Genomic DNA, 14,882 nt, shown 5'->3' on the forward strand with positions numbered 1-14,882 from the left:
AAACCACCGAATTTTCGCGTTTTGCAGCGCGAAGATAAGCAACGACGGGTTAAGCACTAATTTTGCCACCCTCACTCGCTTCTTTTCCTTACGGTCTCCAGGGGTAATTATTCCGGCAGTCCGTCGTTATCGGCGAAGCTGTAGTAATCCCTTCCGGCAATGATGACGTGATCGAGGATGTGCAAATCCAGGCTTTTCGCCGCCAGGCAGAGCTTGCGGGTCAGCCTAACGTCGGCTTCACTGGGGAAGGCCTGCCCGCTGGGGTGGTTGTGGGCGAGTACCAGCGAGGTGATGCTCCCGTGACCAAGCGCCATACGGAAGATCGTTTTCGCGTCCGCTACGGTGCCGGTAGTGCCTCCCCGGCTCACGAGGTGCGCGCCGAGTAATTTGTTCGCCCGGTTGAGGCACAGAATATGAAATTCTTCGTGGTTCAGATCGGCCAGGACGGGCCGCAGGTAGTGAAAGGCATCTTCGCTGTTGGTAATCTTGGCTCCTTTACGCATCTGCGCGGCATCCCGCCGACGGGCCAGCTCAAAGGCCGCCACCAGACGCATGGCCCCGACCTGCCCGATACCCGGTTGCCGCCGGAAATCCTGCAGGGAGAAGCGGGCCATCAGGTGTAAGTCCCGGTGGGCGCTGGTCAGTAGCTGGCGAGATACCTGTAGGGCGGAAAGCCCCGGGATGCCGCTACCCAGTAAGACGGCCAGTAACTCAGAGTCCGACAATTGCCGGACGCCAAATTGTTGTAGCCGCTCGCGGGGTTGGTCGGCGGGGGGAAGGTCCTGAATACGAAAGTTGAGTTCCTCGGGGAGGGAATAATTGGCCATGGGCGCAGAAGGAAGCGCGGCACCGGGAACATTTTGCCCGATAAAGATAAGCACTAATCAATCACCCTCACCTCCAGCCGGTTGTTGGCCGCATAGTCCTCCGGTGTACAACTGCTGCATTCCCGGACGCGATACTGCCGCCCCACCGGAAGTACCCGCAAGCGACGGTCATTGATGCCCCGCCGGATCAGGGCCTGCCGCAGCGCATCTCCGCGTTGCTGGCCCAACTGCATCAGCGTTTGCTCCGGCCCCGGCCCGTCGGTGTGAACAACGATTTCCATTTTTAGGTCCGGCCGGTCGGTCAGCAGTCGCATCAGCAGATTGATGTCCCTGCTCTCGTCTTCCCGCAAGACGGCCGTATTGCCAAAGTAACTTACGCCGGGAAGGGGGAGCGTTGCGCTCAGCAGGTCGCCGCTGCGGCGGCGAACGTTGCCGGCCGTCTGGGTCTCCAGGTTGACTTCCGGAGCGCTGGCGTTTCCAAAGGCGGTGGCGGGCAGCCGATCGGAGACAGTGGCGTACCCGTTTCCGCCGGCAGAAATGAGGTAATTACAATTCGGGGGCAGGCAGAGCTGGTAATAGCCCGTCAGGTCCGTAGTGGTGTTCAGGCTGGCACCCGGACAGTTCTCGGGGCGAAACTGCACGGCTACCCCTTCCGCGCCGGCGCTGCCCTCCAGCCGAACCCGGCCGCTGACGGTAACGCAATCGCTGGGGGAGAGCGTCACGACCAGTGGTCGACTGGGGCCCTCCTCGGTGTACAGAAAGCGCAGGCGCTGCGGCGCGAAGCCCGGTTTGAGCACCTGGACCTCGTAAGTCTTTCCCCGGTTAAGCTCCAGCCGGAGGCTGCCCTCCTGATCGGAGCGCAGGGGGATGGCCCCCGTGCTGCCGATGGCCTTTTCCACCGGAAGAATTTCTCCGGCCCCTACGGTCTCCCGGAGTTCAAAGCTGTAAAAATCGGCCGGCAGGCGACCCGCAGGGTCGACCTCACAGAGCCAGACCTGAGCGCCGGCCACCCGCTGGCTGGTGGCCCCGTCGTAGATCGTCAGGGTCTCTCCGTCAACGCTGGCCCCCTCCAGGGTGGCGAGTCCGCGGGGCATACGGATCAGGTAGATGTCGTCCTGCCCCTTACCTCCCGCCCGGTTGCTGACCAGGTAGGCACGACGGCCATCGGCCGTCAGGCAGAGGCCTACCTCGTCGGCGGAGGAATTGAGCGGTGCCGGCAGCCGGATGAGCTTTCCCCACCGGCGCTGGCTGAGGTCCATCATGAAGAGATCGTAGTCTGGGGTCGCTCCGTGGCCATTACTGGCAAAGAATAAGCGACCCGAAGGATGGATGAAGGGGAACGCTTCGTTTCCTTCGGTATTGATCTCGGGCCCCAGGTTAATGGCCGGCCCCCACCGTCCGTCGCGAAAGTCACTGAAGAAAAGGTCGTAGCCGCCGTAGCCGCCGTTGCGGTCACTGGCGAAGAAGATGCGCCGGCCGTTGGCCGTCACGGAGGGGTGCTGATTGCTGAAGTTCGCTCCGTTGAAGGGCAGGGCGCGTACGGCGGCCCAGTCGTATTCGGCCCGGAAGGCCGAGTAAACGCCAAGGTTTGCCGTGCCGGAGGGGTCTTCAATGGTCGTCCCACCGGAGAGCAGGGTACGGGTGAAGTAAATCACCCGGTCGTCGTTGGAGAAACTCACGGGCCCCTCGTTGTAGTTCGAGTTTAGCTCAACCGAAAAGGGCTTGGGGTAGCCGGGGGCACCGTCGGGGTTCAGGGGGGCGCGGAAAAGCTCAAAGAAGGTTTTGCCGGTGGCCGGGTCCACGTTGCCCCGACGGGGACGGGTGACGAAAACCAGGTCGTCACCGTATAGCGCCGGGCCAAACTGCACTTCCCCGTCATTGATGCGGGCGCAGTTCTCGATTTCGATATCCGAGTTTCCGGCCTGGTTCAGCAAGGTACCCTGCGCCAGGGCCAGGCTGCTCCAGAATAAAAGTAACAGGGGAAGGGCAATCTTACCGTCCATTGGGGAATTTCGTCGGCTAAAGGTAAGCATACTCCGGGGTGGCCGACAAGGTAGTGGCGGAGGAAAACGGAGTGCTCGGATCAGTTATGGTGGGTGCCGCGTTTGGGCATCTGGCCCGACGGACACCAGTCCCGCTGGTTGAGTTTTACCTCTAGGGTTAGGCTGTTCCGTGAATTTTCATCAGCGATTCCTGCGGAATCGCGGCAGTTCAGTGGGACGCACGGTAGCGGCAGGAAATTTCCTGCCGCTACAAGAAAATTCAAGGACTTGATTGCCCAATGATTAATTTACAGAACAGCCTACCTCTAGGGTTCCTTGGGGCGCCAGTCCCAGATGACCAGAATCCAGTCGTGACCATCGTCGGCAATAAAGCGGTCCAGTATTTCGAAGCCGATGCGTTGGTGCACCCGCAGGGAGCGGGTGTTGCGAGCATCGATTGCCGTAAGACAATAGGCAAACCTTGGATGATAGCAAACCCTCATGTACTTGTACATCCGGTCCGCCAGCCGCTGTCCCCGGGCGCCTTCGGCGACGCAGATTTGTCCCATCTCCAGATAATCCGTTTCCCCGAGTAACTGCCCGCGATAGGTCAATTTGTCCTGGCGGGTAAAGAGGGGCTCCAGCACGGGAATCTCGTTGGCGAATTCCCGGGTCATGGCCAGGGCGTACCCCACGACCTTCCTTCCGTCCTTGGCGATAACCGCCGCCGCCGCTTCGTTCATTCTGGTCAGTAGTGCCAGATCGTGCTTGGCGGTTACGAAGCCCTGGGATTTCAGTTCGTCCTCCGTCAACACCTCGGGGATGTTTTCGGCCTGTAGGGCAAGAATTTGCTTTAGCTCCGTTGGCTTACGGGCCAGGGTGATCTTAATGGGTGGTGTGTAGTCCATGCCGGAGTAAGTTTCTTGAAAATCGAATGGTCAGGCTCATCGGAAGATACGCCGATCAGCCTGACCATTCGAAAAGCAGGGGGACTACTTGCGGGCCAGCGCGCGCTTGGCGGCGGCGATAACGTCTTTGGTGCCCAGGCCGTATTTCTCCAGTAGATCGCTCACCTTACCGGATTCCCCGAAGGTATCGTTGGTGGCTACGTATTCCTGGGGGGTCGGTACGGCTTTAGACAATACCTCAGCGATGGCGCTGCCCAGACCACCGTACTTATTGTGTTCTTCGCAGGTCACCACGGCCCCCGTTTTCTTCGCGCTGGCGATGACGGCTTCTTCGTCGAGGGGTTTAATCGTGTGGATGTTGATTAGGTCGACGCTGATGCCCTCTTTCTCGAGTTCGCGGGCGGCCTCTACGGCCTTCCATACCAGGTGGCCGGTGGCAAAAATAGATACGTCACTACCCTGGTTGAGGTGAAGGGCCTTTCCGATCACGAACTCCTGATCCTCGGGGATGAAGACGGGCCATCCCGGACGGCCGAAGCGCAGGTACACCGGTCCGTGGTGTTCGGCGATGGCCTGTACGGCAGCCTTGGTTTGGTTGTAGTCACAGGGGTTGATAACGGTCATGCCGGGCAGCATCCGCATCATGCCAATGTCTTCGAGAATCTGGTGCGTGGCGCCGTCTTCGCCAAGGGTGATGCCGGCGTGACTTGCGCAAATCTTGACGTTCTTGTGGGAGTAGGCGATGGACTGCCGGATTTGGTCGTAGACCCGGCCGGTGGCGAAGTTAGCGAAGGTGGTGGCCATGGGGATCTTGCCAGCGGTTGCCAGGCCCGCAGAAACGCCCATCATGTTGGCTTCGGCGATACCGCACTGAATGAAGCGATCCGGGTAGGTATTGATGAAGTCTTCGGACTTCATGGAGCCCCGCAAGTCGGCCGTGAGCATGACTACGTTATCGTGCTGATCACCGGCGGCCTTCAGGCCGGCGCCGAATCCGTCACGGGTTGCTTTTTTATCTGTTTGCTGAAGTTGGTCTAAGGAAAGCATTGTTTTTCTTTTGGGAGTTGGGTATGTGGGAAGGATGAAGGGGAGGCTTAAATGCCTTCTGCGGGGAAGTCGCCGAGGGTTTCCTCCAGTTGGGCCAGCGCCTTGAGCGCCAGTTCCTCGTCGGGGGCCTTGCCGTGCCACTTGTGGGTGCCTTCCATGTAGTCAACTCCCTTGCCCATGGCCGTTTTCATAATGATGCAGGTGGGCTTGCCGTTGCGTTGGCCCTGAACCTTGCGGAGCGTCTCCACGACCTCGGCCATGTTATTGCCGTCCATGTCGACGATCTCCCAGCCGAAGGAAGCGTATTTCTTTCCCAGGTCGCCCATGTACATGACCTCACTGGTGGGGCCATCGATCTGCTGGCCGTTATCATCGATGATGACCACGAGGTTATCCAGTTTGTGGTGGGGCGCAAAGAGTGCGGCCTCCCAGTTTTGTCCTTCCTGCTGTTCGCCGTCGCCGGTAAGCACAAAAACCGTGCGGTCGTCCCCGTCCATTTTCTTGGCCAAAGCCATACCACAGGCCACGCTCATCCCCTGCCCGAGGGAACCGCTGGCGATGCGCACCCCGGGGAGCCCTTCGTGGGTGGTGGGGTGACCCTGCAGGCGGGAATCAATGGCCCGGAAGGTATTGAGCTCTTCTACCGGAAAGTAACCCGCTCGGGCCAGGGTGCTGTACCAGACGGGGGAAATATGTCCGTTAGAGAGAAAGAATACGTCTTCCCCTTTGCCCTCCATGTTGAAGGAAGGGTCGTGCTTCATGATGTCGAAGTACAGGGCAACAAAAAGGTCGGCGTTACCGAGTGATCCTCCGGGGTGGCCGCTTTGGCAAAGAAAAACCTGCCGGATGATGTCTCGTCTTACCTGAGAGGCGATGCGTTGAAGTTCCTGGATGTCTGCCATGAATGGGTGGTTAATGGTATGTGGGCAAAGTAGCCCGGAATTGGGGTGTGATGGGTTTGGAACGCGTTGAAGCGGAAAGCAACAACAATATTACTAAGGGAATAAGGTATTGGCCGGATAATCGGTTCACTCCCGGAGCGGGAATTACGATAACGAAAAAGGGCGATCCAACCATTTAACGGTTGAATCGCCCTGGTCTTATCCTGATCGACCAATGGCCGATCGAGGAATTTTTAGTTCAGGCTGTCGCTGAGCTTCTTGCCAGGCTTGAACTTGGCAACGTTCTTGGCAGCGATCTTGATGGTCTCACCCGTACGAGGGTTACGGCCATCGCGGGCGGGGCGCTCGCTTACTGAAAAAGTTCCGAAGCCGATCAGGCTTACGCTGTCCTTGGACTGCAGGGCACCTTGGATGCTATCCAGGGTAGCGCTGAGGGCGGCTTCTGCCTGGCTCTGGGTGAGTCCGGCTTTTTCGGCAATGGATGCCACGAGTTCTCCTTTATTCATTGGTTCAGGATTTTGGATATGAATTATAAAGGCGGCAAAGATTGGTCGGTCAGACCACGTCTGCAACATTTACCGCCTAAAAATGAATTTAATCGTTGTTTTCGTGTCTAAAACCCGATTTTTCGCGTTAATAAGGCACATTAATGCAAAAGTAACAGATGAAACGGGCCCGTGTTTACTTGTTTTTCGTAATGATTTTAGGCAGCCTACTGGTGTTCAACACCGGTTGCGCCCGCAAATCCGGCTGCGCCGCAGTGGAAAAAACCGTGCGGCCCGCCCTCAAGAAAAACGGGCAGCCCCGGAAAAGCGCCTCCTCCGGCTTATTCGATAAGAAGACGCGCCGCCGAATGGGCGGGAAGCGGAAGTAGGTTACACCTTGGCCTCCGCCTGCCGAACGGCCGCACCTCGTTTGATGTGGCGAATGCGGTAGGGGCGCTTGTCCTGACTTTCGTAGTAGGTACGCATCAACACCTCCACGATCAGGCCAACCGTAATCAGCTGGATACCCCCCAGCACCAAAATGGCTCCGAGAATCAGGATGGGCCGGCCCCAGACATCTTGCCCCATAACCTTCAGGACCAGCAAATAAACGTTGATCAGTAGCCCGATGCCGAACAGGGCCAATCCGGCCTGGGCAAAGAGGTGCATGGGGCGCTGAAGGTACTTTTTGAAGAAGAGCATCAGCAGCAGATCACTGACGACCTTGAAGGTCCTTCCCAAGCCGTATTTGCTCGTCCCGAATTGTCGGGCGTGGTGGCGTACGGGAATCTGCGTAATTCTGGCGCCTTCCAGACTGGCCAGAACCGAAATAAATCGGTGGAGCTCTCCGTAGATGCCCATGTCCTTGGCGATCTCACTGCGGAATACCTTCAGGGCGCAACCGTAGTCGCGCAGGTGGACGCCGCTGAGGTTGCGAATGATCCAGTTGGCAATTCTGCTGGGCACCTTACGGAGCAGCATGCCGTCCTGACGGTTAACCCGCTCCCCAACCACCAGGTCCCAGTCGCCGTCCCGAACGAGGGCCAGCATGTCGGGGATGTCGAGGGGGTCGTTTTGCAGGTCGCCGTCCATGGTGGCGATGAACTGCCCCCGCGCCACGTCGATCCCCGCCATGAGGGCGAGACTCTGACCGTAGTTTTTGCGGAACTCCACCACGACCAGGCGAGGATCGTCAATGGATTTTAGTTCCTGAAGGGTGCCATCGGTACTGCCATCGTCCACGTAAACAATCTCGTAGTCCATTCCCGTGAGGGCGTTATTGATACGATCAATAAGGGGGCGGATATTTTCCCGCTCATTGTATACGGTGACGACGATGGATAATAACATGCTGCAAAGTTAAGGAGGCTACGGGAACGATGATGCGGTTGGCGCTGAATTCGTGGCCGGTCCCGACAATTACGGGAACGCGTCAGGCTTAGGAAGGTTAGCGTTCCGCCTACTCGGTTGCCCGCACGGGGATGCCGGCCCCCATGCCGTCGCGTAGTACACCATTAAGGGCCGCCCGCCCGGCGGGCGGGTCGGGAAGCCGACCGACCGGGTAGTTAACCCGTAAGTGCCGGAGATAAAGGCTGTCCGTAGCGGAAACCTCCAGGTCGGGGTACTGCAGTGGACTGACGATGTAGGCGGTCGTGTCGTCAAACTTTTCCCACTGACGCGGGATGATCCGGCCCCTCCGGATACTCAGGTAGTAACCCGTAGCGGGCTCGATGAGAGTAAAGCCATAGATGGCCATGCGCTGGCTCTCGTGTTGGTCAACGACCGCGTGGGCGGTATCCCGCACGGCATTTCCACGCTCATCGCCCGCTGCGCGGGGCGGAAGGACGAAGACATTAAAAACGATCCGGATGACCAGGAGCATGACGGCAAAGGCCAGGACGGTATCCCGTGGACTTCGCCACCCAAGCCACCACACGGCACCTGCGGTCACGCCCAAAACAAAGCTTTTCCACCAGGCGTGGCTCACCATTTCCGTATCCGGAATTAGCGGGATCAGGGGAATGACCAGTGCACAGATGGCCATCAACCCCAGGAATAACCACCGGAATCCGCGGTAGACCTGCGTATCCTTTTCCTCCTCCCGGGAATAGAGAAAAATCAGGCTTCCGAAAAGCAGGGGGAAGAGCATGAGTAAGTACCGTGGGTATACGTTCGGAGAGAGCCAGTATACCGGAATGTTGACCAGAAAGGCGACCAGCGTGAAGGCCGCAAAATCGTTGGTTTTCAGGGCCGTCCAGCTTCCCTTGCGGAAGAAGAGCAGGAGCAGGATGGTCCAGGGAAGAAAGTGGTAACTCATCTCCAGCGGGAACTCCACCAGGTGACGCAGGGAGGCCCCCAGCCCCTGGGCCATGGCCGTCCTTTTGCCACTTTCGATGAAGAGGCGTTCGGCCACCCAGGACAGATCAACGTAATTGCTGTAGCGCCAGTAATACAGCCCCAGCAGGGCCAGACATCCCAGTCCGCTGAGTAGGTGGGCGGCCCGGAAAAATTGCCGCCACTGTTTGGTCCACCAGAGGATGGTCAATACGGTCAGGCCCTGAAATACGATGGCGGGAAGCCCCTTGAGCATGAATCCCGCTGCGGTGAGGGCGTAGCTCCAACCAAAGGCCCGCCACCACTTTCCCTGCCGTCCGTAATGGTAGAGGAGCATAATCTGGGTGTACACGACCCAGCTGAGGGTGACGTCAATCAGGGCCAACAGGCTATCCCAGAACAGCATGCGGCCGCAGGTGACGACCATCAGGGCGTGTAGCAGCGCCGTGTGCCGGGAAAAATACTTGCTGCTGAAGAAAAAGGTGGTGGCCCCAAAGCCCAGGAGTGCGAGTACGGTCGGCAGGCGGGCGGCCCATTCGCTGGCCCCGCCGTGGGCAAGAAAACTCAGTGCTACCAGCCAATTCCAGAGGGGAGGCTTGTTCAGGTAGGCATCGCCGTGCATGGTGGGGGCAATCCAGTTGCCGCTCCAGATCATTTCCTGAGCCACCAAAGAGCGGATGGCCTCATCGTCAATGAAGACTACGACCCCCAAATTGATCAGCAGGGCCGGAAGGAGCAAAAGCCCCCCAAGGAGCATGAGGATTTGACGAACGGAGATGGGGCCAGTAGTTGTACGGCCGGATGCTTTCCCGGCCGCTGGTTATCGCCGCAAAAATAAGGCAAGCCCCCTTACGGTGGGGTACGCAAAGTAGTACTTACCGAACGGCTACCTCAAAACGGGAGCTGGCCGCGCGGACACCGCCCTGAGCATCACGGGCCACCACCACGATGCGGTAGTTGCCGTAGTCATCCGTGGTGGGAAGGGGGAGGGTGACGGAGTCTTCTCCTCCCGCACCTACCTGCCATAACAACAGGGGAGAAACGGCGGGTACGTTACCCTCCGCTTGCCGGGGTTGAAAGGAGGCGGCGGGCTGCAGGCCACGAATGGTGAGAATGTCTTCGGCGTCCGCCGCGGGAAAGTTGGCCGGTGGCCGAACGGTTTCGATTTGCACCACGCCGTTGTTGCCCAGGGCGGGGAAGTCCCGCCTTAGTTCGCCGTTGTCGTAGAAGAAGGAAAGGTATTCCACCTCCGCCGGACTCATCTTATTGATGTAGTTCGAATTCCGGGTGAGCTTGCCGTCTACGATAAACAAGGGCGTATCCCCGAAAAACCGCTGGTTGGGCGCATTGTACAGGCGGCTGATGTATTCTCCCTTGCGAATTCTGATGCGGAGTTCTCCGGCCACTTCCTTGAAGAAGGTGTACATGTCCGGGAAGGCTTTGTAGTCCTGGACGTCAAAGTCCCGGTTCGGGTCCAGTACCCTCCGTTTTTGTTCGGCGACGCTGAATTCCAGCGGCGTTTCTACGGTGGCAAAAAGCTGGTAGATTTTCTTCCGGCGCCGACTCAGGTCGATGTAGTTGACCACCGCATCCGTGATGGCGGGACGCTCGGTGAGGGGCGCCAGTTCGGGTAGGGTCAGCCGAACTTTGATGTCGTTACTGTTCAGGTCGTGGCCCTGGATGGTTTTGACGTCTTCAAAGCCGGCCAGTTCCAGCTGGAAGGCACCGGCAGCATCGGCCTTGGTGAAGAACAAGCGGTAGGTGGCGGGATCGAAGAAGGGCAGCAGGTTGGTCTGAATCGGCTGGCCGACGGTATCCGACACGGTACCGGAGTAGAAAAGGGTATCCTTCCACTGGTGGGTAGCGCTTCCGGTGGCCACCTGCAGGTGGCTGGAGAAATTTTCGGGCACCACGTCGTCGTTCACGATGCTGAGGCTGTACGCCTGACCGTTGAGACCGGCAATGGTCAGTTGACCGTTTTGGGTGCTGACGGACAACCCGCCTGCGGCGGGCATGGTTCCCGTCCCGGCAGTGGCGGCCCCCGTCTGGGCCTCCACCCGCTTGTCGGCGTAAACCGCGTGGCGGAAAGTGCCCAGCGAAACCAACTGGTCCTCCGCGGTCAGGGCCTGGAGTTGGAAGCGGAAGTAGCTCGTTGTGGCACCGTACGGAAAGCGAAAGTGCCCGGAAATACGGTCCTGGTCGTCGGTCTTGAGGAAAAAGTAGTCCGTCACCTTTCCGTCCGCTCCGTAGACGACTACCCGCACTTTGGGTGGCGCAGGTTTGGCCAGGTAAGCGGTAAACCAGGTGACTTCACCGGCGACGTGGAAGGGGCGGTCAAATTGCAGGCTGGTCTGAGCGCTCAGGGGAAGTACGAGGGATAACAGGAGCAATAAGAATAGAAAACGACGCATAACTAATGAGCTTGGATGGGAAAGAAAACTCCGGAAAGGGGGACATTTATAACTCCCACCAGGGGGGACGGACGGTGGTGGCACCATCGACGATTAAACAGTCAGTACAACGGTTGACGGGAGGGGGCATACTGGTAGCCAGCGGACAGCCCAGGGTGGGGTTGCCCACTTCCTCCGGTCGCACGGGCACCCGCGCAACGGACTGCCGCGCCACGTAGAAGTAGCCAAAAACGTTGTTAATTTCTCCGTTGACGTCAAACACATTACCCACCACCGGGCCTCCGGGCGGCTCAAAGATGCTCAGCTCGGTGCTGGCAATACTGGCAATCTGATCAAAGTATTCAAAGGCATTGCGGGTGAGCGCTTCCTGCCGGACGGTCATGTAATGACCTTCCGCGTAGCGGAAACTGATGCGGTTGGTGCCGAGGCCAAAACGGTCAATTTCACTAACGTTTTCGTTGATGTCGCCGGACAGTTTGAGGGTGCGGGCCTCAAAGGGCAGGGTGATGTAGCAGGTTTTTCGACCCGTAATCGTGTCCGTGCTTTCGTCGGTCTGTTGGTAGGTCTCCTCCAGGGTCCACCGCAGATAAGCCGAGCTGCCGTCGGGGTAACGGAGCGGAGCGTCCACAAAATACGATGCTCCCGGAACGTCCTGTGGCTCGCCGATGGCGTTGATGATGGTGGCGGTACCTGGTTCCCAGTAGGCCCGTTCAACCTCCAGTTTCTGGGGGAGGATTTCCGAACGACTGGCAAATTGCAGTCCTTCGCGGGTTTCTACTTCTACCCGGAAGCTCATCCCTTCCCGGATGGTGAAGGCGGGATCATCGTTCTCCAGCGAAGCCACGTAGGCTCCCTGCCGGAAAGGAAGGATGATGGATTGCTCGTCTTCGTTGATCAACCGCACGGTCGCCGTAACGATCTGGGCTGGCCGGTTGGAGTTTTCGAAGCGGAAGAGCTCCTCCAGCGTGATGCGCACGTCGGAAATGGTGTCTTCCACGTTGATGCGCCCCTGGAGCACGATGCCTTCCGGTAGCGGTAGCCCCTGGCCCAGTTCAATTTCGTCAATACAACTGCTCAGCAGGGCCGATGCCATCAGCAGGCCGGGAAGCAGGAAGCGAAGGGAGGTTAAGAATTTCACGAAAATGGAGGTTTATTGGAGGAATGGGTACGGGGAGTGGGGAGCGTTGGTCCGGCTAGCCGACGAGCATTTTTTGCCACGGCGTGCGGGTGCCATGCCCCGGGTAGGGCCGTGATTACCGGGTTTCAATGTTGAGCGTAATGGCCGGGAAGACGGTACCCAGTACCGCCAGCTGGTTGGCTACGTTGGATTGGTCAGGGCCCTGGGTGTAAAACACCGAGAAGGCATTCTTACGCCCGTAGACGTTGTAGAGCGAAATGGTCCAACTGGTCTGGATTTTCTTGGTCTCGTTGTAGCCCTTGCCCAGGGTGTAGGCCAGGTCCAGGCGGTGATAATCCGGGATGCGGACCTCATTACGCTCACTGTATACGGGAACGAAAAGCCCACTCTCCACCCGGTAGTTACCCACCGGCGCCGTCACGGGCCGTCCGGTTCCGTAGGTGAAGTTGGCCGTTAGGGTGTTCCGCTTGTTCGGGTTCCAGTTCAGGGTCATGACAAAGTTGTGGGGTTTGTCGAAGTTGCTTCGGTAGAATTCCCCGCCGTTGATCCCCGGAACTTTACGTTGGGTGGAGGAAAGGGTGTAGCTGACCAGGCCATTGAGTTCGCCAACCTTGCGTTTGGCGCTCAGCTCCAGTCCGTAAGCGCGTCCTTCCCCGACGAGAATTTCGGTTTCCAGGCTCGGGTTGACGATCACCTCCGCAAAGTCGCGGTAATCCCAGAGCTGGTCGATCTGGCGCCCGTAGACTTCGGCCCCCAGCTCCACGTTGTTGTCTTCCAGGTTGAGGAAGTACCCCAGGGAGAAGTTGTGGCTCAGGAAAGGAGGAATGTAGCGGGTGCTGAGCTGAAATTGTGAACTCGGGGTGGGGGAGTCGCTCACAAAGATTTGGTTCAGGAACTGGGCCGTACGGCTGTAGCCGGCCCGGATGGAGGCCTGGGAGGTGACCCGGAAGCGGGCACTGATCCGTGGCTGCAGACTGTTGTAGGTCGCCATCGTCTCCCCGGAGCCAAAGCGCACCGAATCCACGATGCGATTCCGGGCCGGGATGCCATCCTCATACTGGAACTCCGTTCCGGGGCCAAGGAAGCGATAGTTGGTAAACCGCAGCCCCGCGCTGATGCTGAAGCGGTCGGAAAAGGCGTAGTCGAAGGAGCCGAAGGCATTGACTTCCAGTCCCTGTTCTTCTTCCAGGGCCCGGGGAATGATCAGGCTCTCGGCGTTGGACCGCACCCGGACACCCGGATTAATGGTGTAGTGATTGATTTCCAGGCCGCCTTCCAGCTGCAATTTGTCCGAGGGGTCAAAGTTGATGACCGGCTTTACGGTAAGCTGCCGGACACCGTTATTCACCGTCTCTCCGGTCAGTTCCCGGAGGTCACTCTGGCTGCTCGTGTAGTCGGAATACACCAGCCCCAGTTCACCGTACACCTTGTCGCTGAAAATCTGGTTCCAGGTGGCCTGCCCCATCATGGTCTGATAGTCGAAGGCGAAAGTATTGTTGAAGGTGAACTCGTCCTGAGAGCCGTACCCCTGGAGCACGAAGGTGCCGTTCTTTCCGACGCGTTGGGTAAACCGGAGGTTGCCGTCGAAGAAGAAGGCTGAGGAGTTCTTGACTTCTTCCACGTTGGCGAAGTTGAGCACCCAGTCGGTGTAGCTGGAACGCGCCCCGAAGATGAAGCTGCTCCGGTCCTTCACGATGGGGCCTTCGAGCATGATCTTACCGGTTACCGGTCCGATACCGGCCTTCACCCGGAAGTGGTCGAAGTTGCCGTCCCGGAGCTGTACGTCCAGCACCGAAGCCAAGCGCCCTCCGAATCGCGCCGGAATGTTGGCCTTGTACAGATCGACACTCTTGATGACGTCCGCGTTGTAGGTGCTGAAGAAACCCAGTGCGTGGCTGGAATTGATCAGTACGCCATTGTCCAGCGTAAGGAGATTCTGGTCAATTTCTCCACCCCGCACGTTAAATCCGGAGGCACCCTCCCCGATGGAGCTCACCCCAGGGTTGAGCAGCAGCGCCCGCACGACGTCGGTTTCCCCCATGAAGGTGGGCAATTTTTCGAGTTGGGCCAGGTCGAGGCGCTGCACGCCGGCCTGTACGCGCCCGACGTTGGCGTCGGCGGCCTGTTCGGTCACGACGATCTCCTGCAGGGTAGTGGAAGATTGCCCCAGGCTGATGTCGTAGGTGCCGGTACCGCTGACCTTGATGTCTCTGCGGTTCGTACCGAAGCCTACGTAGGAAATGATCAGTGTATAATCTCCCGGACGGAGGCGGAGTTCATAACTGCCGTCAACTTCCGTGACGGTGGCCGTCGTGGTATTTTCAACCTGGATCGTGGCGCCGATGATGGGTTCACCGGAATTCTGATCCTCGATCATTCCGCTGATGACCGCAAAACCGTTGGGCTCCAGCGTCTCCAGGGTTCCGATGTAGGCCGGGCCGTCTTCCCCGGCGGCGGTAGCTTCCGGTTCTCCGGCAGCAAGCCGCTCGGCGACGGCGGCATAGTAGGCCGCATCAAACTCCGTACCGATGGTGATGGTGGGCCCGATGACGTACACCCGGTCCCGATAATCCACGAAGTCCAGGACCGTATTCTCCAGAATAGCGTCCAGCGCTTCCCGCACCGTCGCCTGCTGCAGGTTCAGGGAGATTGGGGCCTCGCTGAGTTGGTCTTCCTGAAAGAAGATTTTCACGGGGAGCCCATCGTTGATTTGGCGGAGTGCCTCGCCTCTGGTAATGGACTCAGCGACTAAGTTTAGTGTAATCTCTTCCTGTGCGAAGACGCCGCTGCTCAGTAGGAAGCAGCAGAAGATGGTGAGGAGTGAGTGTTTCACGGGGTTCTTCTTAAA

The 14,882-nt window shown here is 58.6% G+C and carries 11 protein-coding genes; all 11 read right to left on the reverse strand.

Going from position 1 to position 14,882, the window contains the following annotated elements; all coding sequences use genetic code 11:
* Positions 1–107 precede the first annotated feature (107 nt).
* Positions 108–827: a DNA repair protein RadC gene (gene radC, locus E1J53_RS17295; protein WP_134271240.1), complete on the reverse strand. Its 720-nt coding sequence runs from the start codon at positions 825–827 to the stop codon at positions 108–110.
* Positions 828–880: 53 nt separating this feature from the next.
* Positions 881–2,860, reverse strand: a complete 1,980-nt coding sequence (locus E1J53_RS17300) for an OmpA family protein (RefSeq protein WP_134271241.1) — start codon at positions 2,858–2,860, stop codon at positions 881–883.
* Positions 2,861–3,135: 275 nt separating this feature from the next.
* Positions 3,136–3,717, reverse strand: coding sequence for a GNAT family N-acetyltransferase (locus E1J53_RS17305; RefSeq protein WP_134271242.1), 582 nt, complete (start codon positions 3,715–3,717; stop codon positions 3,136–3,138).
* 84 nt (positions 3,718–3,801) lie between these two features.
* Positions 3,802–4,764 (reverse strand): transketolase family protein, encoded by a 963-nt coding sequence (locus E1J53_RS17310; RefSeq protein WP_134271243.1) that lies wholly within the window; start codon positions 4,762–4,764, stop codon positions 3,802–3,804.
* A gap of 47 nt (positions 4,765–4,811) precedes the next feature.
* Complete coding sequence (locus E1J53_RS17315; RefSeq protein WP_134271244.1) at positions 4,812–5,666, reverse strand: transketolase; 855 nt, start codon at positions 5,664–5,666, stop codon at positions 4,812–4,814.
* Between the two features lie 233 nt (positions 5,667–5,899).
* A complete protein-coding gene (locus E1J53_RS17320) occupies positions 5,900–6,172 on the reverse strand; it encodes an HU family DNA-binding protein (RefSeq protein WP_134271245.1) in 273 nt (90 codons plus the stop codon).
* 369 nt (positions 6,173–6,541) lie between these two features.
* Positions 6,542–7,501, reverse strand: a complete 960-nt coding sequence (locus E1J53_RS17330; RefSeq protein WP_134271246.1) for a glycosyltransferase family 2 protein — start codon at positions 7,499–7,501, stop codon at positions 6,542–6,544.
* A gap of 109 nt (positions 7,502–7,610) precedes the next feature.
* Positions 7,611–9,224, reverse strand: a complete 1,614-nt coding sequence (locus tag E1J53_RS17335) for a glycosyltransferase family 39 protein (RefSeq protein ID WP_173021544.1) — start codon at positions 9,222–9,224, stop codon at positions 7,611–7,613.
* A 136-nt stretch (positions 9,225–9,360) separates the two neighbouring features.
* Entirely contained in the window at positions 9,361–10,896 is a 1,536-nt protein-coding gene (locus E1J53_RS17340) for a hypothetical protein (RefSeq protein ID WP_134271248.1), read from the reverse strand.
* 46 nt (positions 10,897–10,942) lie between these two features.
* A complete protein-coding gene (locus E1J53_RS17345) occupies positions 10,943–12,034 on the reverse strand; it encodes a DUF4249 family protein (protein ID WP_134271249.1) in 1,092 nt (363 codons plus the stop codon).
* Between the two features lie 115 nt (positions 12,035–12,149).
* Complete coding sequence (locus E1J53_RS17350; protein ID WP_134271250.1) at positions 12,150–14,867, reverse strand: TonB-dependent receptor; 2,718 nt, start codon at positions 14,865–14,867, stop codon at positions 12,150–12,152.
* Between the last annotated feature and the right edge of the window lie 15 nt (positions 14,868–14,882).

It is taken from the genome of Lewinella sp. W8 (genome assembly GCF_004375085.3).
Classification (GTDB): Bacteria; Bacteroidota; Bacteroidia; order Chitinophagales; family Saprospiraceae; genus Neolewinella.

Coding starts and splice junctions, on each gene's coding strand:
- radC (WP_134271240.1), bottom strand. CDS start 827: ATGGCCAATTATTCCCTCCCCGAGGAACTCAACTTTCGTATTCAGGAC.
- E1J53_RS17300 (WP_134271241.1), bottom strand. CDS start 2,860: ATGCTTACCTTTAGCCGACGAAATTCCCCAATGGACGGTAAGATTGCC.
- E1J53_RS17305 (WP_134271242.1), bottom strand. CDS start 3,717: ATGGACTACACACCACCCATTAAGATCACCCTGGCCCGTAAGCCAACG.
- E1J53_RS17310 (WP_134271243.1), bottom strand. CDS start 4,764: ATGCTTTCCTTAGACCAACTTCAGCAAACAGATAAAAAAGCAACCCGT.
- E1J53_RS17315 (WP_134271244.1), bottom strand. CDS start 5,666: ATGGCAGACATCCAGGAACTTCAACGCATCGCCTCTCAGGTAAGACGA.
- E1J53_RS17320 (WP_134271245.1), bottom strand. CDS start 6,172: ATGAATAAAGGAGAACTCGTGGCATCCATTGCCGAAAAAGCCGGACTC.
- E1J53_RS17330 (WP_134271246.1), bottom strand. CDS start 7,501: ATGTTATTATCCATCGTCGTCACCGTATACAATGAGCGGGAAAATATC.
- E1J53_RS17340 (WP_134271248.1), bottom strand. CDS start 10,896: ATGCGTCGTTTTCTATTCTTATTGCTCCTGTTATCCCTCGTACTTCCC.